This window comes from Micromonospora sp. FIMYZ51 (genome assembly GCF_038246755.1).
Taxonomy (GTDB): domain Bacteria; phylum Actinomycetota; class Actinomycetes; order Mycobacteriales; family Micromonosporaceae; genus Micromonospora.
In genome coordinates, this window is sequence record NZ_CP134706.1 from 2,562,184 (window position 1) to 2,587,404 (window position 25,221).

The 25,221-nt window shown below is 69.1% G+C and carries 19 protein-coding genes and 3 rRNA genes; 11 read left to right on the plus strand and 11 right to left on the minus strand.

The genetic code is table 11. From position 1 onward, the window contains the following. Positions 1-49: 49 nt before the first annotated feature. The 9 genes from QQG74_RS12450 to QQG74_RS12490 form a co-directional block, all read right to left on the minus strand. Positions 50-931: a DUF6492 family protein gene (locus QQG74_RS12450; RefSeq protein ID WP_341720445.1), complete on the minus strand. Its 882-nt coding sequence runs from the start codon at positions 929-931 to the stop codon at positions 50-52. 68 nt (positions 932-999) lie between these two features. Next, a complete protein-coding gene (locus tag QQG74_RS12455; protein ID WP_341720446.1) occupies positions 1,000-2,025 on the minus strand; it encodes a hypothetical protein in 1,026 nt (341 codons plus the stop codon). Then, positions 2,022-3,302, minus strand: a complete 1,281-nt coding sequence (locus QQG74_RS12460) for an MFS transporter (protein WP_341720447.1) — start codon at positions 3,300-3,302, stop codon at positions 2,022-2,024. The genes QQG74_RS12455 and QQG74_RS12460 overlap by 4 nt, the downstream gene beginning before the upstream one ends. 97 nt (positions 3,303-3,399) lie before the next feature. Then, entirely contained in the window at positions 3,400-4,521 is a 1,122-nt protein-coding gene (locus QQG74_RS12465) for a DegT/DnrJ/EryC1/StrS family aminotransferase (protein WP_341720448.1), read from the minus strand. A 2-nt stretch (positions 4,522-4,523) separates the two neighbouring features. Next, positions 4,524-5,231: an acetyltransferase gene (locus tag QQG74_RS12470; protein ID WP_341720449.1), complete on the minus strand. Its 708-nt coding sequence runs from the start codon at positions 5,229-5,231 to the stop codon at positions 4,524-4,526. After that, positions 5,231-6,343 (minus strand): DegT/DnrJ/EryC1/StrS family aminotransferase, encoded by a 1,113-nt coding sequence (locus QQG74_RS12475; protein WP_341720450.1) that lies wholly within the window; start codon positions 6,341-6,343, stop codon positions 5,231-5,233. Before QQG74_RS12475 ends, QQG74_RS12470 begins: the two co-directional genes overlap by 1 nt. A 20-nt stretch (positions 6,344-6,363) precedes the next feature. Further along, entirely contained in the window at positions 6,364-7,329 is a 966-nt protein-coding gene (locus QQG74_RS12480; RefSeq protein WP_341720451.1) for an NAD-dependent epimerase/dehydratase family protein, read from the minus strand. A 52-nt stretch (positions 7,330-7,381) separates the two neighbouring features. Then, positions 7,382-8,455 (minus strand): Gfo/Idh/MocA family oxidoreductase, encoded by a 1,074-nt coding sequence (locus tag QQG74_RS12485; protein ID WP_341720452.1) that lies wholly within the window; start codon positions 8,453-8,455, stop codon positions 7,382-7,384. 261 nt (positions 8,456-8,716) lie between these two features. Beyond that, on the minus strand, positions 8,717-9,112 hold the full coding sequence (locus tag QQG74_RS12490; RefSeq protein WP_341720453.1) for a PaaI family thioesterase: 396 nt from the start codon (positions 9,110-9,112) through the stop codon (positions 8,717-8,719). 97 nt (positions 9,113-9,209) lie between these two features. On the opposite strand from QQG74_RS12490, the gene tyrS reads away from it, so the two are divergent. The 4 genes from tyrS (at position 9,210) to rrf (ending at position 16,362) form a co-directional block, all read left to right on the plus strand. Next, positions 9,210-10,496, plus strand: coding sequence for a tyrosine--tRNA ligase (gene tyrS / locus QQG74_RS12495; protein ID WP_341720454.1), 1,287 nt, complete (start codon positions 9,210-9,212; stop codon positions 10,494-10,496). 642 nt (positions 10,497-11,138) lie between these two features. Continuing rightward, positions 11,139-12,652, plus strand: a 16S ribosomal RNA gene (locus QQG74_RS12500). Between the two features lie 382 nt (positions 12,653-13,034). Beyond that, positions 13,035-16,150: ribosomal RNA gene (locus tag QQG74_RS12505) — 23S ribosomal RNA — on the plus strand. A 95-nt stretch (positions 16,151-16,245) separates the two neighbouring features. After that, a 5S ribosomal RNA gene (rrf, locus tag QQG74_RS12510) occupies positions 16,246-16,362 on the plus strand. The 16S, 23S and 5S rRNA genes sit together here, the layout of an rRNA operon. 94 nt (positions 16,363-16,456) lie before the next feature. On the opposite strand, the gene QQG74_RS12515 is transcribed toward rrf, so the two are convergent. Next, the gene (locus QQG74_RS12515) at positions 16,457-18,061 is read right to left on the minus strand and encodes a hypothetical protein (RefSeq protein WP_341721483.1); all 1,605 of its coding nucleotides are present in this window, start codon (positions 18,059-18,061) and stop codon (positions 16,457-16,459) included. On the opposite strand from QQG74_RS12515, the gene QQG74_RS12520 reads away from it, so the two are divergent. Together QQG74_RS12520 and QQG74_RS12525 are read left to right on the plus strand one after the other, a co-directional pair. Beyond that, a complete protein-coding gene (locus QQG74_RS12520; protein WP_341721220.1) occupies positions 18,050-19,084 on the plus strand; it encodes a Replicase polyprotein 1ab in 1,035 nt (344 codons plus the stop codon). The genes QQG74_RS12515 and QQG74_RS12520 overlap by 12 nt on opposite strands. Next, a complete protein-coding gene (locus tag QQG74_RS12525) occupies positions 19,084-20,103 on the plus strand; it encodes an HAD-IIA family hydrolase (protein ID WP_341720455.1) in 1,020 nt (339 codons plus the stop codon). Before QQG74_RS12520 ends, QQG74_RS12525 begins: the two co-directional genes overlap by 1 nt. Before the next feature lie 17 nt (positions 20,104-20,120). Here QQG74_RS12525 and QQG74_RS12530 read toward each other — a convergent pair whose 3' ends face one another. Next, on the minus strand, positions 20,121-20,459 hold the full coding sequence (locus QQG74_RS12530; RefSeq protein ID WP_341721221.1) for an SCP2 sterol-binding domain-containing protein: 339 nt from the start codon (positions 20,457-20,459) through the stop codon (positions 20,121-20,123). A 112-nt stretch (positions 20,460-20,571) separates the two neighbouring features. Between QQG74_RS12530 and QQG74_RS12535 the strand changes: the two genes are divergently transcribed. The 5 genes from QQG74_RS12535 to recN all read left to right on the plus strand — a co-directional run bounded on the left by QQG74_RS12535 (position 20,572) and on the right by recN (position 25,115). Next, positions 20,572-21,147 carry a hypothetical protein gene (locus QQG74_RS12535; protein WP_341720456.1) on the plus strand — a complete coding sequence of 192 codons (576 nt, stop codon included), beginning with the start codon at positions 20,572-20,574 and terminating at the stop codon, positions 21,145-21,147. Further along, positions 21,144-21,392: a hypothetical protein gene (locus QQG74_RS12540; RefSeq protein ID WP_341720457.1), complete on the plus strand. Its 249-nt coding sequence runs from the start codon at positions 21,144-21,146 to the stop codon at positions 21,390-21,392. Before QQG74_RS12535 ends, QQG74_RS12540 begins: the two co-directional genes overlap by 4 nt. A gap of 15 nt (positions 21,393-21,407) precedes the next feature. Then, positions 21,408-22,268 carry a TlyA family RNA methyltransferase gene (locus tag QQG74_RS12545; RefSeq protein WP_341720458.1) on the plus strand — a complete coding sequence of 287 codons (861 nt, stop codon included), beginning with the start codon at positions 21,408-21,410 and terminating at the stop codon, positions 22,266-22,268. A gap of 115 nt (positions 22,269-22,383) precedes the next feature. Beyond that, positions 22,384-23,268 carry an NAD kinase gene (locus tag QQG74_RS12550; protein ID WP_341720459.1) on the plus strand — a complete coding sequence of 295 codons (885 nt, stop codon included), beginning with the start codon at positions 22,384-22,386 and terminating at the stop codon, positions 23,266-23,268. An 89-nt stretch (positions 23,269-23,357) separates the two neighbouring features. Next, positions 23,358-25,115, plus strand: a complete 1,758-nt coding sequence (recN, locus tag QQG74_RS12555; RefSeq protein ID WP_341720460.1) for a DNA repair protein RecN — start codon at positions 23,358-23,360, stop codon at positions 25,113-25,115. Positions 25,116-25,221: the final 106 nt, after the last annotated feature.

Consider the following 25,221-nt stretch of genomic DNA (forward strand, 5'->3'; position numbering starts at 1 on the left):
CCCTTCCGGACCGGGACCCCGGCCGGACCGGCAACCCGACACGCGCCGCTCAGTCGGCGGCGTGCTGCTCACCGGCGGCGAAACGGCCGGCGAGCGCGGCCCGGCGCAGCGGCAACGGGGTACCCGACTTCGCGGAGATCATCACCGCGATGTCGTCCGGCGCGACCTGGTCGAGCAGCTCGGCGAGGCCATGCTCGTCGAGCGCGACCTCCGCGGAGTAGCCCAGGCAGAGCATGTCGTCGGTGGCGTACGAGTTGGCCGGCGCACCCAGCACCTCGTCCACGAAGACCCCGTAGAGGATCTCCTCGGAGAAGTGCAGCTGTGCTCCGATCGCGGTGGCCCACGGCTGACCGCTCACCGCCTCCACCCGCCGCAGCAACTCCCGGACGATCTGCGGATCCCACGGTGCCGGCCAGCAGATGTAGTCGGTGAAGGGTGCGGAACCCGGCGGCAGGCCGAGCAGCTTCCGGGCGACCTGGTGCCAGAGCACGTGGCGCGGCAGCCGATCGTCGATCTCGCCTGGCTTGCGGTAGAACCGGGTGATGCCGTCGCGGCGGAACCGGTCGACCCCGAACGGGCGGACGAACTCGATGTCCGAGTCGACAAGCAGCACCACGTCGGCGTCCGATTCCGCCGCCGCGGCGAGCTTGACGATCTGCTGGACGATCCAACCCCGCAGCGGCGGAACCGGCCGGCGCAGGTTCACCCAGCCGTTCACCCCGGGCAACTGCCGGAAGGTGCGGGGCAGGAACTCGGCGACGGCGTGCACCTCGGCGCCGGCCAGCTGACCGAACCGGGCCAGGTCGCGCCGGGGCACGATGATCTGCTGGGTCACCGGCCCGACGCGCTGGGCCTGGATCGAACGGTGCAGGTCCGCGCAGAGTTCGAAGTCGGGTGCGTAGCTCGGGGTGATGATGGCGAGTCGCGGCATGCCAGATCCTCAGGTCGGTGGGCCGGGGCGGCGGCCGACCCGCCGTGGCCCCGATGGTCGGATGACACTCACCGGACGACCGCCGGTGACCAGGCGTCCGGAATCAGCAGTGCGGGCGCGCCTCGGCCGTCGGCCGGGACCGACCAGACATCGCTGGAGGCGGTACCGGGTCGGCCCCGGGGCAGCCCGTAGACGACGGTGTGGTCGTCCAGCCACTCCACCTGGTCGTCAACGCTGCGGGTCTCGGCGAGCCGGGTCTGCGTACCGCTGGCCAGGTCGTAGACCGCCAGCCGCCAGCGGCCCGCCGGCAGGTCGCCGCGTTCCTTGAAGGCGAGTCTGGTGCCGTCCGGCGACAGCGACGGGCATTCCACGTCCCGCCGCAGCGCGGTGACCCGACGCGCGGCGAGGCTCCCCTCGACCAGCCAGGTCCGGCCGCCGGACGCGGCGGTGGCGTAGAACCGGTCGTCGTCGGCGAAGGTGACCCCCCACAGGTTCTTGTCCACGGCGGTGAGCACCTTGCCGTCGACGACGAGGTCGAACCGCTCGATGTCCCCGACCACCTCGCCGTCGGCCCGGGTGACCACGGTCCGGGTGGAGAACTGTCCGGGGTTGGCGTAGGAGTCGCCGTGCACGAAGGTCGTGGTGGCGATGAGCGAGCCGTCGCGGGACAGCCGGGCCCGGCTCGGCAGGCCGACCACCGGCAGCTCACGCCGGGGCGTCCAGTCCGGGCCGAGCAGATGGGCCCGGGACGTGGTGACCAGCCCTCGGTCCGCCGCGACGCAGATCGCCGTGTCCCGGGTCGCGTACACCCGGTCGCAGGACGCCGGGGTGACCGCCCGTGGTGCGGTCGGCTCCGCCAGCGGGACCATCGCCACCCGACCGTAGTCGGCGCCCAGCGCCGTGGTGCGGAAGACCACGTGCGGCCCGGCCCGCACGGCGGCCAGGTCGGCGCGGGCCGGTGCGGCGGTCGCCGCCGCACCGACCGCCGGCTGCTGCTGACGGATCCGCCAGACGTAGCCGGTCGCGCCGGCGACGGCTGTCAGCAGCACCACCGTCAACACCACAAGCCTGGTACGGGGACTCAGTCCACTCATGCCGGTGCTCCCTGGGGCCGGGCCTCGCCGGCCGGCGTCGGTGCCGGCCGGTCGACGTTCCGCAGCAGCCACCCGGCGACCGGCACCGCGACGGCCAACAGGGCGGCGAAGAGCAGCAACGCGAACTGCGGCCCGTGCAGCGTCCACGCGAGGCCGAACAGCACGGAGGCGGCGAAGCGGGCCAGCACCACGGTGGTCTGGGCGGCGGCGATGCCGCTGCCCCGCGCTTCGGCCGCCACCAGCCGACTCACCAGCGCCGCGAGCACGCCGTCGGTGGCGGCGTAGAAGGCGCCGAGCAACAGCAGGACGGCCAGGGTGAATCCGACATTCCCGCTGGGCAGCGCCGCGAGCAGGTAACCGGCGAGCAGCGCCAGATGCCCGGCGACCAGGACCCGGCCCCGGCCGACCCGGTCGGCCAACCGGCCCACGGGCACCGCCAACACCAGATAGGCGACGTTCGTGCCGACGTAGAGCAGCGGGAAGTACCGGGCGGCCAGGTCGTCACGGCTGTGCAGGGCCAGGTAGAGGAAGCCGTCGCCGATTGTCAGTACGCCGAGCAGCGTGGCGGCGAGCAGCGGTCGCCGCAGTCGTCCGCCGGTCACCTCCCGGATCACCTGCCGGGCGCCGGGCCGGTCGGCGTGGGCCGAGGTGGGCAGGTCCGGCACGTAGAGCACCAGCACCGCCAGGCCGGCGACCGCGAAGGCGAAGGAGACCACGAAGATGGAGTCGTAGCTGCCGGGCACCAGCAGCAGCAGGCCGAAGGCGACGAGCGGGCCGAGGGCCGCCCCGGCGGTGTCCAGCGCCCGATGGAGGCCGAAGGCCCGCCCGAGCGCCTCGGGTGGCGACGCGGCGGCGATCAGGGCGTCCCGGGGCGCGGTACGCAGACCCTTGCCGAGCCGGTCGGCGGTGACCACCGCGGTGATGGCCGCGAAACTCGTGGCGGGCAGCATCGCCAGCCGGCTCAGCGCGGACGCGCCGTACCCGGCCACGGCGATCCACTTGGGATGCTGACCACGGTCGCCGAGGTAACCCCCGGCGATCCGTACCACCGCGCTGACCCCCTGGTAGAGCCCGTCGAGGACGCCGTACGCGATCGGGGCCAAACCGACCATCGCGGTCAGGTACAACGGCAGGACCGATGCCACCATCTCCGACGACACGTCGGTGAGCAGGCTGACCAGGCCGAGCAGCAGCACCGTCGCGGAGACGCGACGCACCGGGCCACCGGCCCCCCGGTGACCCGCGCCGCCCGGGCGGTCCCGCAGCGTCACGTACACGGCATCTCCAACTCCAGGCCCGCCTCCTGCGCCCACGGATCGGCGTTGCCGTCGACGGTCCGCCGACCGGTCGCCGTCGACCGGACGGTGGTGGACCTCAGTCGGCCAGCGCGCTCCGCAGTGCGGCCACGACCTGCTCCTGTTGGTCCGCGGTCAACTGCGGATAGATCGGCAGGGAGAGCAGTTCCGGTGCGATCCGCTCCGCGTGCGGAAAGGCACCCTCGGCCAAGCCGAGGCCGGCGAAGGCAGGCGTGCGGTGCACCGGCACCGGATAGTGGATCGCCGCGCCGACGCCGGCCGCGTGGAGCCGGTCCAGCACCCGGTCGCGGCGGTTCGGTGTGCCGTCACCGGGAACCCGGACGCAGTAGACGTGCCAGACGTGCTCGTTGCCGGGCAGCACGGTCGGGCGGTGCACCTCGACCGACTCCAACAGGGCGTGGTAGCGGGCCGCGGCGGCCCGCCGCAGCGCGTTCCAGCGGGCCAGGCGGGCCAGCTTGGCCCGCAACACCACGGCCTGTAGACCGTCCAGCCGGCTGTTCACACCGACCACGTCGTGCACGTACCTGCGCAGACCGCCATGGCTGCCGAGCCGGCGCACCGCCGTGGCGAGGTCGGCGTCGGCGGTCACCACCGCGCCGGCGTCGCCGTACGCCCCGAGGTTCTTGCCCGGGTAGAAGCTCGTCGCGGCGATGCCCTCGGCTCCGGCGCCCCGCCCGTGCCGGGTCGCGCCCTGACACTGCGCGGCGTCCTCGACGACGGCGATGTCCCGCCCGGCCAGACCGGCCCGCAGGCGCTCGACCGGCGCGAGTTGACCGTAGAGGTGCACCGGGACGATCGCCCGGGTGGCCGGCGTGATCGCCGCGAGCGCCGCGTCGACGTCGATCAGGTACGACTGCGGGTCGCAGTCGACAAGCACCGGCCGGGCACCGGCGCGGGCGACCGCCTCGGCGGTGGCGATGAAGGTGTTCGCCGGCAGGATCACCTCGGCACCGGGCCCGACCCCCGTGGCGCGCAGCGCCAGTTCGAGCGCATCGGTGCCGTTGGCCACCCCGACACAGTGCGGTACGCCGGTGAACGCGGCGTACTCCCGTTCGAAGGCGGTGGCCTCGGCCCCGCCGATGAAGGCGGTGTCGGCGATCACCCGCTTGAAGCCGGCCTCCACCTCCTCCGCGATCTCGGCGTGCGCGGCGGCGAGATCGACGAGCGGAATTCCTGGCATGATCAGCTCCCCACGGCCTCGGGCATGGTCCTTCGTCCGGCTCCGGCCGGCGGTGTCGGCGGCTCGACGCCACGCAGCCGGCGGGCCGGGTTGCCGGCCCAGACCTCGCCGGGCGGCACGTCGCGCAGCACCACCGCACCCATCCCGACCAGCGACCCTTCGCCGACCGTCACGCCCTCCCGGATCAGCGCGCCGGCACCCAGGTACGCCCCCGGGCGCAGCACGGTACCGCCGCCGAGGCGGGCTCCGGAGGCGATGGTGACGTGGTCGGACACCACTGCGTCGTGGGTGAGCACGGCGTGCGGCATCACCGCGACGTGCCCGCCGACGGTCACGTCTGCGGTGAGCACCACACCGGCGAGCAGCACCGTGCCGGGGCCGACCGAGCAGGCCGTGCCGAGGTGCGCGCCGGGATGGACGATCGTGGCGTACCGCTCGGCCGGCAGGGCGAGCCGGTGCACCACCCGCCGCCGGACCGTGTGATCGCGGGGGTTTCCGACGCAGACCACGATCGCCGGATCGCCCAGTTCCGCCAGCCGGTCGGTCCCGCCGAGGACGGGCAGGCCGACCCGCTCGGTGCCGTGCAGTCCCGGGTCGTCGTCGAGGAAGCCGAGCAGCCGCCAGCTCGGCCGCAGGTCGTTGACGGCGCGGACCGCAGCGACGGTTTCCCGTGCGAAGCCGCCCGCGCCGACGATGACCAGGCTGCGCATCAGGTGGCCAGCTTGCGGAGTACGGCGACGACGTGGTCCTGGTCGGCCTCGGTGAGCGCGTGGTGCAGCGGCAGGATCAGCGAGTTGCGGGTCAGCCGTTCGGTCACCGGCAGCGGCCCGGCGACGACATCCGCGTACGCCGGTTCCAGGTGGGCGGCCATGATGCCGCGCCGTGCCGAGACACCGGCGGCGGCCAGCTCGGTGAGCACCTCGTCGCGGCCCACGCCGTACTCCCGGTCGATCCGTACCCAGAACGACTGGAAGTTGGTCTCGCCGTGTGCGGGGTCGCGGACCGGCACCAGGCCGCCGATCGGCGCGAGCAGTTCGTGGTACCGCGCGGCGAGGGCCCGCCGGTGCTGCACCAACTCCGGCAGCCGGCCGAGTTGGACCAGCCCGATCGCCGCCTGGATGTCGGTCATCCGGTAGTTGAAGGCGGTCTCCAGGTACGACTCCAGCACCGGCGTGGCACTGGCGTGCCGGTCGGCCGCCGACACGTTCATCCCGTGTTCGCGCAGCCGGCGCAGCCGGGCGGCGTACTCCGGATCATCGGTGGTGACCATCCCGCCCTCACCGGTGGTGAGTAGCTTGCGGGGATGGAACGACCACGCCGCGATGGTGGCGCCGGAGCCGACCGGCAGGTCGTACGCGGTCGCGCCCGCGGCGCAGGCGGCGTCCTCGATCAGCGGCACCCCCCACCGGTCGGTGGCCGACCGCAGCGCGTCGACGTCGAACGGCACCCCACCCTGGTGCACCGCGATGACCGCCCGGGTCCGCGCGGTACGCACGGCGTCCACGGTCGCCACCGTGAGATTGCCGGTGGCGAGGTCGACATCGGCGAAGACCGGGGTCGCGCCGACGTAACGCACCGCGTTGGCGGTGGCGATGAAGGAGAACGACGGCACGATCACCTCGTCGCCCGGACCGACGTCCAGCACCACCAGGGCCAGATGCAGCGCGGTCGTGCAGGAGCTGACCGCCACCCCGTGCCCGGCACCGACGGACGCGGCGAAGACCTGCTCGAAGCGGGCCACCCGCGGACCCTGGGCGACCCAGCCGGAACGGACCGCCTCGGCGGCGGCCTGTGCCTCCTCCTCCCCGAGCCGGGGAATCATGACCGGGATCCGGTGCCCGCTCACCGCTCGGCCCGCCACCAGTCGACCAGACCCTGAAGCCCCGTGTGCAGGTCGATCTCGGCGCGGAAGCCGAGCTGCCGGTCGGCGGCGGTGACGTCGGCCAACCGGCGCGACACACCGTTCACCGCACGGGCCGGCCCGAACTCGGGTGCCAGGTCGCACTTCATGACGTCGCTGAGCGCCTGCGCCAACTCCCGCAGGCTGGTCTCGGTGCCGCTGGCGATGTTGAACACGTCGTCGGTCACGTCGGCCCGCGCGGCCAGGATGTTGGCCCGGGCGATGTCGGCGACGTGGACGAAGTCCATGGTCTGCTGCCCGTCGCCGAGGATCAGCGGCGGCCGGCCCGCCTCGATCCGTTCCATCCACCGGATCAACACCTCGGTGTAGAGCCCGTGGATGTCCATCCGTGGGCCGTACACGTTGAAGTAGCGCAGCGCGACGTAGTCCAGCCCGGACATGCTGTGGAAGCTGCGCGCCATGCCCTCGTTGAACGCCTTCGCCGCGCCGTAGAAGGTGTCGTTGTGGTAGGGGTGGTGCCGCTCGGTGGTCGGGAACTCGTCGGCGAGCCCGTACACGGAGGCCGACGAGGAGAGCACCACCTTGCGTACGCCGGCCGCGCTCGCCGCCTCCAGCACGTTGAACGTGCCGTCGACAAGCACCTCGTTGGCCAGTCGGGGTTCCTCGGCGCACTGGGTGATGCGAATGGCGGCGAGGTGGAAGACCAGATCCTTGCCCCGGGTCAGTTCGTGCACCAGCGCGGCGTCCCGGATGTCGCCCTCGACGAGCCGGACGCTGTCGTGCGGCAGAGCCCGGGCGAGGTTCTCCCGACGGCCCCGGACCAGGTTGTCCAGCACGACGATCTCGGCCGCACCGCCGTCGACGAGTTCGTCCACGACGTGAGAGCCGATCGTGCCCGCCCCACCGGTTACCAACGCACGCGCTCCGGCGATCTCCACCGCGCTCATGATCTGCTCCAATCCGTACCGCCCGGTATGTCGAGCCCGGTGTGGCTTGCGGTCACGACGTCGTCCAATCGGTGATTTCGACCAACCGTCCCCGGTCGGCGAGGCTGCGGGTGGCCGCCTCCAAGGTGGCGAGCACCCGCAGGCCGGACCGCCCGTCGGTGAGCGCCGGGGTGCCGGTGCGGATGGCCCGCGCGTACTCCTCCACCATGGTCCGCAGCGCCTCCCGTTCGGGCAGCGCCGGCGCGACCATGTCTCCGGAGCGATACGACACGAGCGCTTCCCGCCGCTGCTCGTCGCCGAGTTCCTCGGTCGCGGCCACGTCCACGCCCCGATCGAAGATGGAAAGGCGTTGGCTCGGATTGAGATCGTCCCAGAGCAGCGTGCGTTTCGAGCCACCAATGATCATCGTCCGTACTTTCACCGGAGACAGCCAGTTGACGTGAATGTGCGCGATCGCCCCGGTGTTCAAATGCAACGTGAGATAGGCGACGCAGGCCCGCCCCGCTCCGATGCGGTCCGCGCCGTGTGCGGCCACGGCGACCGGAGCCACCCCGGGCGGCAGGACAAAATCGAGAACCGACAGATCGTGCGGGGCAAGGTCCCACATCACGTCGATGTCGCGCTGCACCAGCCCCAAATTGATGCGTACGGAGTCCAGATACTGAAGTTCACCCAGCTCCCCGTTGTGCAGCAGGTCGCGGATACGCAACACCGCAGGGGTGTAGCAGTAGGTGTGGTCGCACATCAGCGACAACCCTCGGCGCTCCGCCTCGGCGACCAGGGCCCGCCCCTGCTCGGCACTGGCCGCGAGGGGCTTCTCCACCAGGACGTGCTTGCCGGCCCGCAGCGCCGCCATCGCCACCGTCAGGTGGGTGTCGGCGGGCGTCGCGATGGCCACCGCCTGCACCGCCTCGTCGGCGAGCACCGTGCCCAGGTCGTCGGTGGCGCGTACGGTCGAGTAATCGCCGAGCACCCGCTCGGCCCGCCGGACGTCGAGATCGCAGAGCCAATGTTGCCGGAATTCGACGGACGTTTGAAAATTGCGAACGAGATTGGGGCCCCAGTAGCCGGCGCCGACCACGGCGACGCCGATCGGATCATCGGTAGCAGCGTGAGATTGGTTCACGGAGGTCCGTTCGCTGGCAGGACGGGACGCCTGAGCCGTCGGCGGGCTCAAGGCCGGTCAGTCCGGCAAGCTATCGAGGTCGTGATTCGACACGCCAGTGCAGTGACGGAATTCCAACAGTGGCACCGGTCGCGGCCATTCGGATCGTCCGCAATTGGCGGGTGAAACCGAATTCCCCCGCCCTGAACCCATTCACGTGGACCGCACGAGACTGCCCACCACACGTGCGCGGAGCGCCGGCTGGGCGGGGGGTCCCGAGCGTCAGTCGCTCTCCGGATAGAGGTTCTGGAGGCGGACCTGACCCCGGGCGACCAGGCGGTCCTGGTCATCGGTGATCTCCACCTGCCAGAGCTGTTGGCTGCGACCACGATGTATCGGGGTGCCGACCGCGATCAGTTCGCCCTCGCGGACCGACCGCAGGAAATCGGTCTGGTTGGCCACCCCCACCACCCGGCCGCGCTCGCCCAGCCAGAAACCTGCGCCCAGGCTCGCCGCCGTCTCCACCACCGAGCAGTAGACCCCGCCGTGCTGGATGCCGTACGGCTGGTGCAGCTCCGGACGGACCCGCCAGCGGATCGTCACCCGGTCGCCGCTGATCTCGTCCAGCTCCAGCCCGAGCAGGGCGAAGAACCCACCCGACATCTCCGGCATCTCCACGACAACCTCCCTGATCTTGGCGTCGTCAGCCTAGTGGCGGTGTGCGGCGAGGAACCCGATAGGGCGGGACCCGGTTGATGGGGGAGAATCGGTACTCGTGACCGACCGCAACCTCCCGCCGACCGGGCGAAGTTCCCTCACCGCTGACCTGCAATGGCGTGGCCTGATTCAGGACTCCACGGACGCCGAGGAGCTGTCCGCGCTGCTCGACACGCCCGGAGCCGCCTTCTATGTGGGCTTCGATCCGACCGCGCCGAGCTTGCACGTCGGTCATCTCATGCAGGTCGCCACGGCCCGTCGCCTTCAGCTCGCCGGGCACCGTCCGCTGCTGCTGGTCGGTGGTGCGACGGGACAGATCGGTGATCCGAAGGAGAGCGCGGAGCGTGCCCTCAACGCGCCGGAGGTGGTCGCCGGCTGGGTCCAACGGATCCGCGACCAGCTCGCGCCGTTCGTGTCGTACTCCGGCGACAACGCCGCCGAGCTGGTGAACAACCTGGACTGGACCGGCGAGATGTCGGTGGTCGAGTTCCTCCGGGACGTGGGCAAGCACTTCCCGGTCAACCGGATGCTGGCCCGCGAGGTGGTCCGGGCCCGGCTGGAGAGCGGCATCAGCTTCACCGAGTTCAGCTACCAGCTCCTCCAGGCCAACGACTTCTTCGAGCTGCACCGGCGGTACGGCTGCCAGCTCCAGTTCGGCGGCTCGGACCAGTGGGGCAACATCACCGCTGGCGTCGACTACGTCCGTCGGCGCGGCTTCGGCCCGGTGCAGGCGTTCACCACTCCACTGGTCACCAAGTCGGACGGCTCGAAGTTCGGCAAGACCGAGGGCGGCGCCATCTGGCTCGACCCCGAGATGACCAGCCCGTACGCGTTCTACCAGTTCTGGGTGAACGTCGACGACCGGGACGTCAGCCGTTACCTGCGCTACTTCAGCTTCCGCTCCCGCGAAGAGCTGGAGGAACTGGAGAAGGCGACCGCGGAGCGGCCGGCGGCCCGGGCCGCGCAGCGCGCCCTCGCCGAGGAACTGACCACGCTGGTGCACGGCGAACGGGAGATGGCCCAGGTCGTCGCGGCGAGCCAGGCGCTCTTCGGCCGGGGCTCGCTCGCCGAGCTGTCCCCGGTGACGCTGCGCGCGGCGCTCACCGAGGCCGGCCTGGTGCACCTCGACGAGTTGCCGGACGTGGCCGGCCTGTTGAAGGAGTCCGGGCTGGTGTCGAGCATGAAGGAGGCTCGCCGGGTCATCACCGAAGGGGGCGCGTACGTCAACAACACGCGCGTCACCGAGGTCGACGCGGTGGTGTCGACCGCCGATCTGCTGCACGGCCGGTACCTGGTGCTGCGTCGCGGCAAGCGCTCCTTCGCCGGCGTAGAGCTGCGCGGATAGCCGAACCTCGACGGTGTGACGGGCGACGCGCCCGGCGGATTTGACGATCATCCCGCCGGGCGCGTAACTTTCTCTCTGCCAGCGCGGAACGGACGAACAGGGCGAAAGCCACGGGAGGCCGGAGCGCGGGAATGACCTCCGGGTCGGCGGGCTTGACACCCCATACGACCTGGTACGGGCGGTGCCCCGGATCTGTCGCGAGGCGGATTTGGCGAGGCGGAACCGACCGGGTAAGGTTGGCCGCTGGCGGGGAGCCGGGCGCGCTCACGGGAGACCGTAAGCGGCCGGTCCGCCAGAAACCACGACGCGAACGACGTGAGTCGATCGTGGTGTGGTGCCCGGAAATGGTGTGAAGCACGGCAAAGCGCGACAGAGCGGTTTGACACGGCGGAAACCACCGGGTAACGTAATAAAAGTGCCCGGCGCGAGAGCGGTGGGTGTGGGACATGAAGCCCCGGATGGGTGCCTGCTGGTTGGTGGGTGTTCTGATGGTGTGTGGTTGTTCTTTGAGAACTCAACAGGGTGCTTGATAAGCCAGTGCCAATTTGTTTGATTCCCCGTGCTGGTCGGACCTTTTGGGGTTTGGCTGGTTTTGGGATTCCTTTGGCAACATTATGTTGTCGGGATGGATTTTCCAAGTTTTTGTTGGAGAGTTTGATCCTGGCTCAGGACGAACGCTGGCGGCGTGCTTAACACATGCAAGTCGAGCGGAAAGGCCCTTCGGGGTACTCGAGCGGCGAACGGGTGAGTAACACGTGAGCAACCTGCCCTAGGCTTTGGGATAACCCCGGGAAACCGGGGCTAATACCGGATATGACCTGCTGTCGCATGATGGTGGGTGGAAAGTTTTTCGGCTTGGGATGGGCTCGCGGCCTATCAGCTTGTTGGTGGGGTGATGGCCTACCAAGGCGACGACGGGTAGCCGGCCTGAGAGGGCGACCGGCCACACTGGGACTGAGACACGGCCCAGACTCCTACGGGAGGCAGCAGTGGGGAATATTGCACAATGGGCGGAAGCCTGATGCAGCGACGCCGCGTGAGGGATGACGGCCTTCGGGTTGTAAACCTCTTTCAGCAGGGACGAAGCGCAAGTGACGGTACCTGCAGAAGAAGCGCCGGCCAACTACGTGCCAGCAGCCGCGGTAAGACGTAGGGCGCGAGCGTTGTCCGGATTTATTGGGCGTAAAGAGCTCGTAGGCGGCTTGTCGCGTCGACTGTGAAAACCCGTGGCTCAACTGCGGGCCTGCAGTCGATACGGGCAGGCTAGAGTTCGGTAGGGAGACTGGAATTCCTGGTGTAGCGGTGAAATGCGCAGATATCAGGAGGAACACCGGTGGCGAAGGCGGGTCTCTGGGCCGATACTGACGCTGAGGAGCGAAAGCGTGGGGAGCGAACAGGATTAGATACCCTGGTAGTCCACGCTGTAAACGTTGGGCGCTAGGTGTGGGGGGCCTCTCCGGTTCTCTGTGCCGCAGCTAACGCATTAAGCGCCCCGCCTGGGGAGTACGGCCGCAAGGCTAAAACTCAAAGGAATTGACGGGGGCCCGCACAAGCGGCGGAGCATGCGGATTAATTCGATGCAACGCGAAGAACCTTACCTGGGTTTGACATCGCCGGAAATCCTGCAGAGATGTGGGGTCCTTCGGGGCCGGTGACAGGTGGTGCATGGCTGTCGTCAGCTCGTGTCGTGAGATGTTGGGTTAAGTCCCGCAACGAGCGCAACCCTTGTTCGATGTTGCCAGCGCGTTATGGCGGGGACTCATCGAAGACTGCCGGGGTCAACTCGGAGGAAGGTGGGGATGACGTCAAGTCATCATGCCCCTTATGTCCAGGGCTTCACGCATGCTACAATGGCCGGTACAATGGGCTGCGATACCGTGAGGTGGAGCGAATCCCAAAAAGCCGGTCTCAGTTCGGATCGGGGTCTGCAACTCGACCCCGTGAAGTCGGAGTCGCTAGTAATCGCAGATCAGCAACGCTGCGGTGAATACGTTCCCGGGCCTTGTACACACCGCCCGTCACGTCACGAAAGTCGGCAACACCCGAAGCCGGTGGCCCAACCCTTGTGGAGGGAGCCGTCGAAGGTGGGGCTGGCGATTGGGACGAAGTCGTAACAAGGTAGCCGTACCGGAAGGTGCGGCTGGATCACCTCCTTTCTAAGGAGCACCATCCAGCGAAGGCTGGTATGGGGCCCGCGGCCCGCGGATGTCGGGTCGGGGTGCTCGATGGCGGAGACACTGGTGAGTTTTCATCGGCAACGGCCGACTTTCTTCTAGTACGGCCATCTCTTCGGGGGTGGTGGGGAACGGGGTTGGTTGGTGCGGCTGGTGGGGATGGATGGCACCCTGTTGGGTCCTGAAGGAACAACCGTGTGGTTGTCTTTCAGAGGCTGGTGCGGACGTTGGTTCGCCGGCTGCCAGGCACAGCTTGGCCTCGCATACCGGATGCTGCCTTGTGGGGTGGTGTTGCTGGTGTGGGGTGGTGGGTTGTGGGTTGGTTGTTTGTTGAGAATTGCACAGTGGACGCGAGCATCTTTGTGGTCAAGTTGTCAAGGGCGAACGGTGGATGCCTTGGCACCAGGAGCCGATGAAGGACGTGGGAGGCCGCGATAGGCCTGGGGGAGCTGTCAACCGAGCTGTGATCCCAGGGTGTCCGAATGGGGTAACCCGGCATCAGTCATGTGATGTCACCTGCACCTGAATTCATAGGGTGTGTGGAGGGAACGCGGGGAAGTGAAACATCTCAGTACCCGTAGGAAGAGAAAACAACATGTGATTCCGTGAGTAGTGGCGAGCGAAAGCGGATTGAGGCTAAACCGGTTGCGTGTGATACCTGTCAGGGGTTGCGTGGTCGGGGTTGTGGGACCTCATGTGGTGGGCTGACAACCACCAAAGGAGTTATAAAGCCAGTTGTTAGCTGAATGGTCTGGAAAGGCTGACCGTAGACGGTGATAGTCCGGTAGGTGAAAGCAGCTGGTCTTCTGTGGGTGTTCCCGAGTAGCGGCGGACTCCTGAAATCTGCCGTGAATCTGCCAGGACCACCTGGTAAGCCTAAATACTTCCTGGTGACCGATAGCGGACGAGTACCGTGAGGGAATGGTGAAAAGTACCCCGGGAGGGGAGTGAAATAGTACCTGAAACCGTTCGCCTACAATCCGTCGGAGCCTTGAGGGGTGACGGCGTGCCTTTTGAAGAATGAGCCTGCGAGTTAGTGGCATGTGGCGAGGTTAACCTGTGTGGGGGAGCCGTAGCGAAAGCGAGTCTGAAGAGGGCGTTTGAGTCGCATGTTCTAGACCCGAAGCGGAGTGATCTAGCCATGGGCAGGCTGAAGCGTGGGTAAGACCGCGTGGAGGGCCGAACCCACCAACGTTGAAAAGTTGGGGGATGACCTGTGGTTAGGGGTGAAAGGCCAATCAAACTCCGTGATAGCTGGTTCTCCCCGAAATGCATTTAGGTGCAGCGTCGTGTGTTTCTTGCCGGAGGTAGAGCACTGGATGGTCTAGGGGGCCTACAAGCTTACCGAAATCAGCCAAACTCCGAATGCCGGTAAGTGAGAGCGCGGCAGTGAGACTGCGGGGGATAAGCTTCGTAGTCGAGAGGGAAACAGCCCAGATCACCAGCTAAGGCCCCTAAGCGTGTGCTAAGTGGAAAAGGATGTGGGGTCGCATAGACAACCAGGAGGTTGGCTTAGAAGCAGCCATCCTTTAAAGAGTGCGTAATAGCTCACTGGTCAAGTGGTTCCGCGCCGACAATGTAGCGGGGCTCAAGCACACCGCCGAAGCTGTGGCACTCACACGTGTACTTCGCATCGTCTCTTCGGGGGTGGTGTGCAGGTGTGTGGGTGGGTAGGGGAGCGTCGTGCCGGGGGTGAAGCAGCGGGGTGACCCAGTTGTGGACGCGGCACGAGTGAGAATGCAGGCATGAGTAGCGAAAGAAGGGTGAGAAACCCTTCCGCCGGATGACCAAGGGTTCCAGGGCCAGGTTATTCCGCCCTGGGTGAGTCGGGGCCTAAGGCGAGGCCGAGAGGCGTAGTCGATGGATAACGGGTTGATATTCCCGTACCCGCGAAGGAGCGTCCCTGATGAACCTCGTTGTGCTAACCATCCGAACTCGGTGCGGTTTTCGGACCAATCTGGGGGAGCGTGGGAACCTGGCGGGTAGTAGTCAAGCGATGGGGTGACACAGGAAGGTAGCTGAGCCCGGCCGGTGGTTGTGCCGGGGTAAGCGTGTAGGCCGTGCTGTAGGCAAATCCGCAGTACATGTAGGCTGAGACGTGATGCCGAGCCGATTCAGGTGAAGTCAGTGATCCTATGCTGTCGAGAAAAGCCTCTAGCGAGTTCCGAGCGGCCCGTACCCCAAACCGACACAGGTGGTCAGGTAGAGAATACCGAGGCGATCGGGTGAACTGTGGTTAAGGAACTCGGCAAATTGCCCCCGTAACTTAGGGAGAAGGGGGGCCGGAGACGTGAAGCCCCGTGCGGGTGGAGCGTTGTATGGCCGCAGAGAGCAGGGGGAAGCGACTGTTTACTAAAAACACAGGTCCATGCGAAGAAGTAATTCGATGTATATGGACTGACGCCTGCCCGGTGCTGGAACGTTAAGGGGACCTGTTAGCTCTTCGGGGCGAAGCGGAGAACTTAAGCGCCAGTAAACGGCGGTGGTAACTATAACCATCCTAAGGTAGCGAAATTCCTTGTCGGGTAAGTTCCGACCTGCACGAATGGCGTAACGACTTCCCCACTGTCTCAACCACAGGCCCGGCGAAATTGCAGTACGAGTAAAGATGCTCGTTACGCGCGGCAGGACGGAAAGACCCCGGGACCTTTACTATAGCTTGACATTGGTATCCGAATTAGCTTGTGTAGGATAGGTGGGAGCCGGTGAAGTGCATACGCCAGTATGTGTGGAGGCAATCTTGAAATACCACTCTGGTTGATTTGGGTATCTAACTTCGGGCCGTGATCCGGTTCAGGGACAGTGTCTGGTGGGTAGTTTAACTGGGGCGGTTGCCTCCTAAAGGGTAACGGAGGCGCCCAAAGGTTCCCTCAGCCTGGTTGGCAATCAGGTGTTGAGTGTAAGTGCACAAGGGAGCTTGACTGTGAGACTGACGGGTCGAGCAGGGACGAAAGTCGGGACTAGTGATCCGGCACTTGCGTGTGGAAGCGGTGTCGCTCAACGGATAAAAGGTACCCCGGGGATAACAGGCTGATCTTCCCCAAGAGTCCATATCGACGGGATGGTTTGGCACCTCGATGTCGGCTCGTCGCATCCTGGGGCTGTAGCAGGTCCCAAGGGTTGGGCTGTTCGCCCATTAAAGCGGTACGCGAGCTGGGTTTAGAACGTCGTGAGACAGTTCGGTCCCTATCCGCCGTGCGCGTAGGATACTTGAGAAGGGCTGTCCCTAGTACGAGAGGACCGGGACGGACGAACCTCTGGTGTGCCAGTTGTCCCGCCAGGGGCACGGCTGGTTAGCTACGTTCGGAAGGGATAACCGCTGAAAGCATCTAAGCGGGAAGCTCGCTTCAAGATGAGGTATCCCATCACTCCTTTGGGGTGGGTAAGGCCCCCAGCTAGACGACTGGGTTGATAGGCCGGAAATGTAAGCCAGGTAACTGGTTCAGTTGACCGGTACTAATAGGCCGAGGACTTGCTCACGAAGATTCTGCTCGCGTCCACTGTGTAACTCACGACAAACAAACAGCCCCACCAGCGTGTTGGTGTGTTGGTGTTGTTTGATATGTTGATAGGGTTACGGCGGTTATGGCGGAGGGGAAACGCCCGGTTACATTCCGAACCCGGAAGCTAAGCCTTCCAGCGCCGATGGTACTGCACTCGGGAGGGTGTGGGAGAGTAGGACACCGCCGGACACACGTCACAGTCGAGGGCCGCCCGGAATCGGGTCGGCCCTCGACTGCGTTGCGCCGTTGAAACGGCGCACTTAGGAAGGATGTACCTGTGAGTTCAGGACCTCAGGGCGGAGACCGTCCCCGGGGACACGAGGGGCGGCCCGGCGGCGACCGCGACGCCGGCTCGCGTCGAAGCGACCGTCCGTCGTACCGCGACGACCGCGATCGGGAGCGTGGCTCTCGCGACCGCGGCTACGGCGCGGAGGGCCGTTGGTCCGGCGGAAGCCGCCGCGACGACGACCGTCGTGAAGGTGGTTTCCGTGGTGGGGATCGCCGTGAAGGTGGTTTCCGTGGTGGGGATCGCCGTGAGGGCGGTTTCCGGGACGGGGAGCGCCGCGAGGGTGGTTTCCGTGGTGGGGACCGTCGCGAGGGTGGTTTCCGTGGTGGGGATCGCCGTGAGGGTGGTTTCCGGGACGGGGAGCGCCGCGAGGGTGGTTTCCGTGGTGGGGACCGTCGTGAAGGTGGTTTCCGTGGTGGGGATCGCCGTGAGGGCGGCTTCCGGGACGGGGATCGCCGCGAGGGTGGTTTCCGTGGTGGGGATCGCCGTGAGGGTGGCTTCCGGGACGGTGACCGTCGCGAGGGTGGTTTCCGTGGTGGGGATCGCCGTGAGGGTGGTTTCCAGGGCGGGGAGCGCCGCGAGGGTGGTTTCCGTGGTGGGGACCGTCGCGAGGGTGGTTTCCGTGGTGGGGACCGTCGCGAGGGTGGTTTCCGTGGTGGGGATCGCCGTGAGGGTGGCTTCCGGGACGGTGACCGTCGCGAGGGTGGTTTCCGTGGTGGGGATCGCCGTGAGGGTGGCTTCCGGGACGGTGACCGTCGCGAGGGTGGTTTCCGTGGTGGGGATCGCCGTGAGGGTGGTTTCCAGGGCGGGGAGCGCCGCGAGGGTGGTTTCCGTGGTGGGGACCGTCGCGAGGGTGGTTTCCGTGGTGGGGACCGTCGCGAGGGTGGTTTCCGTGGTGGGGATCGCCGCGAGGGTGGCTTCCAGGGCAGGGACCGCCGTGAGAGTGGCTTCCGTGGTGGAGACCGCCGTGAGGGTGGTTTCCAGGGCGGGGAGCGCCGCGAGGGTGGTTTCCGTGGCGGTGATCGCCGTGAGGGTGGTTTCCAGGGCGGGGAGCGCCGCGAGGGTGGTTTCCAGGGCGGGGAGCGCCGCGAGGGTGGTTTCCGTGGTGGGGACCGTCGCGAGGGTGGTTTCCGTGGTGGGGACCGTCGCGAGGGTGGTTTCCGTGGTGGGGATCGCCGCGAGGGTGGCTTCCAGGGCAGGGACCGCCGTGAGAGTGGCTTCCGTGGTGGAGACCGCCGTGAGGGCGGTTTCCAGGGCGGGGAGCGCCGCGAGGGTGGTTTCCGTGGCGGTGATCGCCGTGAGGGTGGTTTCCAGGGCGGGGAGCGCCGTGAGGGTGGTTTCCGTGGCGGGGACCGCCGTGAAGGTGGCTACCATCGGCGGGACGACGAGCGGGGCGGCGACCGACGCGACCGTGGTTTCCGCGACGACCAGGATCGGGAGCGCCGCTCGGGACCGAGGGACGGCCGGGCCGATGAGGCCGCAGGCGCGGCTACGCCGGCCCCCGAACTGCCCGATGAGATCGTCGCGGCAGACCTGGACAAGGATGTCCGCGCCGAACTCCTGTCGCTGGCGAAGCCGGTCGCGGACACCATCGCTCGGCATCTCGTGGCGACCGGGCAGCTGATCGACGAGGCTCCCGCCGAGGCGCTCGCACACGCACTTGCCGCGCGCCGGCTTGCCGCGCGGATCGCGGCGGTCCGAGAGGCAGTTGGACTGGCCGCGTACCACGCGGGCGAGTGGCAGACCGCGATCGCGGAGCTGCGGACGTACCACCGGATGAGCGGTGTGCAGAGCCACCTGGCGGTCATCGCGGACTCGGAGCGGGCACTGGGCCGGCCCGAGCGGGCGATCGACCTGTTCCGGGGCGCGGATCGGGAGACGTTGGACCGGGCCGTCGCGATCGAGCTGCTGATCGTCGCTGCCGGCGCGCGGGGTGATCTGGGACAGCGGGACGCGGCCGTGGCCATGCTCCAGGTTCCCGAACTCACCACCGAGGCGACCGAGCCGTGGACCGCCCGGCTGCGGTACGCGTACGCCGACGCGCTGCTGGCCGTGGGGCGGCGTACGGAGGCCCGGGAATGGTTCTCCCGCGCGGCCGAGGTGGACGCCGACGCCGAGACGGACGCGGCGGAGCGGCTGCTGGAACTCGACGGAGTGGTCATCGAGGGCGACGAGGATGACGAGGTGGTCGAGGAGTTGACCGCCGGCCCGGGTACCCCGGGTGCCGTACCGGCCCAGCCGGACGCCGACCTCTCCGGCGACGTGACGACGGCCGACGAGCCGACCGAAACCGATGCGGCGGCAACGGCGCCGACCGGCAACGACGCGGCCGAGGACGACGCGGCCGAGGACGACGCGACCGAGGACGACGCGGCAACGCTGGCCGGGAACGACGCGACCGAGGGCGACACGGCACCGGCACCGACCGGGGACGAGACGACCGGAGACGCTGCGGCACCGGCGCTGGCCCGGGACGACGTGAGCACGGACAGCGTGCGCGGCGACGACGCGATCGAGGAGAAGCGGACCGAGGGGGACCCGGCCACGACCGCGACGCCGGACATCGCGGCAGTGCCGGAGCGCCCGGAGACGGCCGACGCGCAGGAGCCGGAGGCGCGGGGCTGATGACCGACACCGGGGAACGGCTGATCGATGACTACGCCCTGGTCGTGTTCGACCTGGACGGCGTGATCTACCTGATCGATCGGCCGATCCCCGGCGCGGTCGAGGCGGTGGTGCGGCTGCACGGCGAGGGGCGGGCCGTCGCGTACGCGACGAACAACGCCTCACGCCGGGCCAGCGAGGTCGCCGACCTGCTTACCGGGATGGGCGTACCGGCGCGACCGGAAGAGGTACTGACCAGCGCCGCCGCCGCCGCGCAGCTGTTGTCCGAACGACTGCCCACCGGGGTGCCGGTGCTGGTGATCGGCGCGGAAGCGCTGCGGTCCGAGGTCCGCGCGGTCGGGCTGAACCCGGTGACCCGGGCCGAGGATTCGCCGGTCGCGGTGATCCAGGGCTATGGCCCTCAGGTCGGCTGGGCCGACCTGGCCGAGGCTGCGGTGGCGGTACGCGCGGGCGCAGCCTGGATCGCCACCAACACCGACCGGACCCTGCCCAGCGCACGTGGTCCGCTGCCGGGCAACGGTGCGTTGGTCGCCGCACTGGCCACCGCGCTCGGCCGGGAACCGGACGAGGTGGTGGGCAAACCCGCACCGGAACTGTTCGCCACCGCCGCGCGGCGGGCGGGCGACGGCCGGACCCTGGTCGTCGGTGACCGTCTGGACACCGACATCGAGGGGGCCAACCGGGCCGGCCTGGACAGCCTGCTGGTGCTCACCGGGGTCAGCGACGTGCCGGAACTACTGGCCGCCCCGTCGCACCGTCGACCCACGCACGTCGCCCGGAACCTGGCCGGACTCTTCGACCCCGCCGAGGTGGTGCGGGTGCCGGCGGCCTCAGGAGACAGCGGCGGCTGGCACGTCGTCACCGGCGCGGACGGCTGGCAGCTCTCCGGGGCGGGACGCCCGTTGGACGCGCTGGCGGCGCTCTGCGCGGTGGCGTGGTGGCACCGCCCGACGGGACTGCCGACGGCGGCGTCCCCGGCCGCGGCACAGGCGCTGGAGGCGCTCGGGCTGCCGACCTGACACCCGACCGGGTGGGCTCAGAGCAGCTTGCGGAGCTTCATCAGATCGAACGGGTTGGCCTTGATCGACACCCGCCGGTTGGCGACCGCGCGGGTGACGTCCAGGTCACCGCGGACCAGGGCGACCAGATCGTCGCTGGTGGTGCTCAGAGCGATCTTCGCTTTCGGGTCGTCGCCGTCAGCCAGATCGATCAGCCGCCCGCCGGTGAGGCGGCCGTGAAAGGCCGTCTCCAGGTCGGTGACCCGGCAGGCGAGCGTGCGGTCCAGGTCGACCCGGTCGCGGACCGTTTCCGCGTTGCGTGCCAGCCGGTCGGCCAGATCCTGCAACGCCTGCCGGCACTCGTCCACCGTGGCCACCATCGCCTCCTCGCCAACACCACGTCATCCTCCGGCACCGTACCGCACAGGGTGCTTCCGGTGGCCCGGTAGCGTGACACCTGCACCAGCCGCCGGGCGAAAGGACTCAGGCATGCAGGACGCGTGGCGCGCCTACCTCGAACTGGCCATGGGCCTGACGGAGGCGCCCCGGAAGAAGGCGCAGGACGCGGTGCGTCGAGTGATGGGCTCGACCGGAGCGACGGCCGCCCAACTTCAGATGCTCGCTGAGGAACTGCGCTCCACCGGAGCGGCCAATCGAGAGGCGTTGACCAAACTGGTGCGGTTCGAGGTCGAGCGGACCCTCGGCGCGGTCGGCCTGGCCACCGCCGAGGAGGTCGCCGAGTTGGCGCGTCGGGTACGCGAGTTGGAACGCCAACTGGAGGCCGCTGCCGGGCCCAGCCGGGCCGGTGGTGCCGGGGCCGATGTGTCGTCGGTCGGTACGCCCGCGACGGCCGCTGCCGCCCCGCCACGTCCGACCGAATCGACCGCGCCCGCAGCGGAGCCGGCGAAGAAGGCCGTGGCCAAGAAGGCGGTCGCCAAGAAGACGGTGGCGAAGAAGGCGGTGGCCAAGAAGACGGTGGCGAAAAAGACGGTGGCGAAGAAGACGCCCGGGACGGTGGTCCGTACCACGGATGACGGCGCACGCCGACCGGAACCGCCGGCATGACCGCGCCTCGACCGGGCCTGCCGGGACCGCGGCCGGGCCTGCCGGGACCGCGACCGGGCCTGCCGGGCCCGCCGCCCGGCCGGTGGTCCGCGACCGCGAACGACGACGGTGGTCATCCGGCGGTGGACGCCGCGGTGCAGGCGATGGCGAACGCCGCCGCCCTGGCTCCAGCGGACCAGATCGCTCAGTACGAGGCCGCGTACCAGACGTTGCGGGAAACGCTCGCCAGCATCGATCAGGGCTGAGGGGGCCGCCCGAACATGGCACGTCGTAATCGGTTGGACGCCGAACTCGTCCGCCGTGGCCTGGCCCGTTCCCGCGAGCAGGCCGCCGCACTGGTGCAGGCCGGTCGGGTCCAGCTGCGTGGGGTGCCGGCCCGCAAGGTCGCGGCGATGGTGGACCCCGCCGACCCGCTGCTGGTCACCGGGGCCGACCCGACCTCCGAGTACGTCTCGCGGGGCGGTCACAAGCTGGCCGGTGCGCTCGCCGCGTTCGCTCCCCGTGGGTTGACGGCGGCCGGTCGGCGCTGCCTCGATGCCGGCGCGTCCACCGGCGGCTTCACCGACGTGCTGCTGCGCGCCGGCGCGGCCGAGGTGGTCGCGGTCGATGTCGGCTACGGACAGCTGGCCTGGTCGCTGCGTACCGACGAGCGGGTGCGGGTGTTCGAGCGGACAAACGTCCGGACGCTGACGCCCGAGGTGATCGACGGTCCGGTCGAGTTGACCGTCGCCGACCTGTCGTTCATCTCGCTGCGGTTGGTGTTGCCCGCGCTGGCCGCCTGCACCCGGACCGACGGCGACCTCGCGCTGATGGTCAAGCCGCAGTTCGAGGTGGGCAAGGAGCGGGTCGGGGCGGGCGGCGTGGTGCGTGAGCCGGCGCTGCGTGCAGAGGCGGTGCTCGATGTCGCGGCGGCGGCCACCACGCTGGGACTGGGGCTGATGGACTTGGCCGCGAGTCCGCTGCCGGGGCCGAGCGGCAACGTCGAGTTCTTCGTATGGTTACGCCGGGACGCGCCGCCGGCCGACCCGGAACGGGTCCGGGCCGTGGTGGCGGCCGGACCGCAGGGCCTGACGGCGTCCGGCGAGGCCCCGGACGAGGTGACGGAGGAGGTGGCCGGGTGACCGGAACCAGCGGGCAAGGTATCGCCACGGTGCGGGCGACACTCGGGCCGGCGACGAGCACGGGTCGCCCGGGCGGTTCGGCGGGCCGGACGGCCCGCGTCGGGCAGGTCGTGCAGTGAGCCGCAGTGCGCTGCTGGTGACCCACACCGGTCGTCGCCGCAGTACCGAACACGCCCGGACGGTGGCTGCCGATCTGATCGCCGCCGGTTTCGAGGTGCGCGTGGTGGCCGAGGAGGCCGAGGATCTCGACCTGCCGGGCGTGGTGCCGGTGACCGGTCCGGAGACCGCCGAGGGCGCGGAGATCGTCATCGCGCTCGGTGGCGACGGTACCTTCCTGCGCGCCGCCGAGTTGGCCCGGCCGGCGAAGGTGCCGCTGCTCGGGATCAACCTCGGCAAGGTCGGCTTCCTCGCCGAGGCGGAGATCGACGACCTCGACGTCGCGGTGCGGGACGTGGTGGCTCGCAACTACACCGTCAACGAACGGCTCACCCTCGACGTCACCGCTCAGTTCGACGGCGGACCGACGATCGAGTCGTGGGCGCTCAACGAGATAAGCGTGGAGAAGGGGGAGCGGGCCCAGATGCTGGAGCTGCTCGTCGACGTCGACGGGCGCCCGCTGTCCCGCTACGGCTGCGACGGAGTGGTCTGCGCCACCCCCACCGGCTCCACGGCGTACGCCTTCTCCGGTGGTGGTCCGGTGGTCTGGCCCGAGGTGGAGGCGTTGCTGTTGGTGCCGATCAGCGCGCACGCGCTGTTCAGCCGGCCGCTGGTGACCTCGCCCACCTCGACCTTCTCGATCACCGTCGACCCGTTCACCACCCTCGCCGTGCTCTCCTGCGACGGGCGGCGGGTGTACGACCTGCCGCCGGGGGCCCGGGTCACCGTGCGGCGGGGCACGCTGCCGGTGCGGATCGTCCGGTTGCAGGACCGGTCGTTCACCGACCGGCTGGTGGCCAAGTTCGGCCTGCCGGTGCAGGGCTGGCGGGGCAACCGGCGCTGACGGTGACCGGTGCGCGCGGCCGACGTCGACCAGGCGTGGCGTCGTGCCGGCTGGTCAAGTGTCGGGGCGCGCGTCTACTGTCGGTTGCTGTGCTGGAGGAGCTACGCATCACCGGGCTGGGCGTCATCGAGGACACGACGTTGCCGCTTACCGGCGGCATGAACGTCATCACCGGCGAAACCGGCGCCGGTAAGACCATGGTGGTGACCGGTTTGGGCCTGCTCTTCGGTGGCCGGGCCGACGCCGGGCGGGTACGTGCGGTGCCGGGCCGGGCCGTGGTCGAGGGGCGGCTCCGGTTGACCGGCCGGGTGGCCGAGACGGTGCACGCCCGGATCACCGACGCCGGTGGCGATCCCGACGAGGACGGCGCCGTCCTGCTGAGCCGTACGGTCACCGTGGAGGGTCGCTCCCGGGCGCATCTGGGCGGCCGGGCGATGCCCGTGGCGATGCTGGCTGAGGTGGGCGAGCAGGTGGTGGCCGTGCACGGCCAGTCCGACCAGCTGCGGCTGCTGCGCCCCGCCGAGCAGCGGGCCGCACTTGACCGGTTCGCCGGTCCGGAGCACGAGAAGCTGCTCGATGCCGTCCGCGAGGCGTACACGCAGTGGCGTCGGGTGGTCGACGACCTGGCCGACCGGCGGCGCAACGCGCGGGAACGGCACCAGGAGGCGGACCTGCTGCGGTTGGGTCTCGACGAGATCACCCGGGTCGACCCGCAGCCCGGTGAGGACGACGAGCTGAAGGCGGAGGCGCAGCGGCTGGAGCACGCCGAGGGGCTGCGTACCGCGGCGCAGCTGGCGCACCAGTGCGTGGCCGGCGGCCTGGAGGCGGCCGACGACACGCCGGACGCCTCGACGCTCGTCGGCACCGCCCGGCGGACGCTCGAGGCGCAGGCCGGCACGGATCCGGCCCTCGGTGAGCTGGCGGCCCGGCTGGAGGAGGCGGCCACCCTGGTCGCGGACGTCTCGGTGGAGCTGTCGACGTATCTGGCCGGGTTGGACGCCGACCCGGCCCGGTTGCAGACGGTCTACGAGCGTCGGGCCGCGCTGCGGGCGTTGACCCGCAAGTACGCCGACGACATCGACGGAGTGATCGCCTGGGCGGATCGGGCCAAGGCTCGGCTGTCCGAGCTGGACACCTCCGACGAATTCCTCGACGAGTTGGATCGCGAGGCGTCCCGGCTGGCCGGTGAGGTGGCCGAGCTGGCCGGTCGGCTGTCGGTGTCCCGGCAGGAGGCCGCCGGACGCTTCGCCGAGCAGGTCACCGTGGAGCTGGCCGGGCTGGCCATGCCGCACGCCCGCATCGAGGTGGCGGTGCTGCCCCGGCCGGCCGGGCGGGCCGAGCCGACGTTGCCGGTCAACGGGGTGGAGGTCGGGGTCGGGCCGGACGGCGGCGACGAGGTCGAGCTGCGTCTGCTGGCCCACCCGGGCGCGCCCGCGTTGCCGTTGCAGCGGGGTGCCTCCGGTGGCGAACTGTCCCGGGTGATGCTCGCGATCGAGGTCGTCTTCGCCGGTTCCGGCGGGCCGCCGACCCTGGTCTTCGACGAGGTCGACGCGGGTGTCGGCGGTCAGGCGGCGGTGGAGATCGGCCGGCGGCTGGCCCGGCTGGCCCGCAGTCACCAGGTGTTGGTGGTGACCCACCTGCCTCAGGTCGCGGCCTTCGCCAACCGGCACCTGGTGGTGGCCAAGGACACCGGCGGCGCGGTGACCACAAGCGGGGTCCGGGTGGTGGAGGACACCGAACGGGCCCGGGAACTGGCCCGGATGTTGGCAGGTTTGCCCGATTCGGATCTGGGTATCGCTCACGCGGAGGAGTTGCTGGCCGTGGCGGCCCGGGAAAGGCGGTCCTGAGACCGCGATTGTGAGCGGAGGCACACCGGCCTTCGCCGTCATGTGTTTCCCTGGTTAGGCGGCCCTGCTCAGGCATGTCGCGACAGATTCGCCTGCCCTACATGCC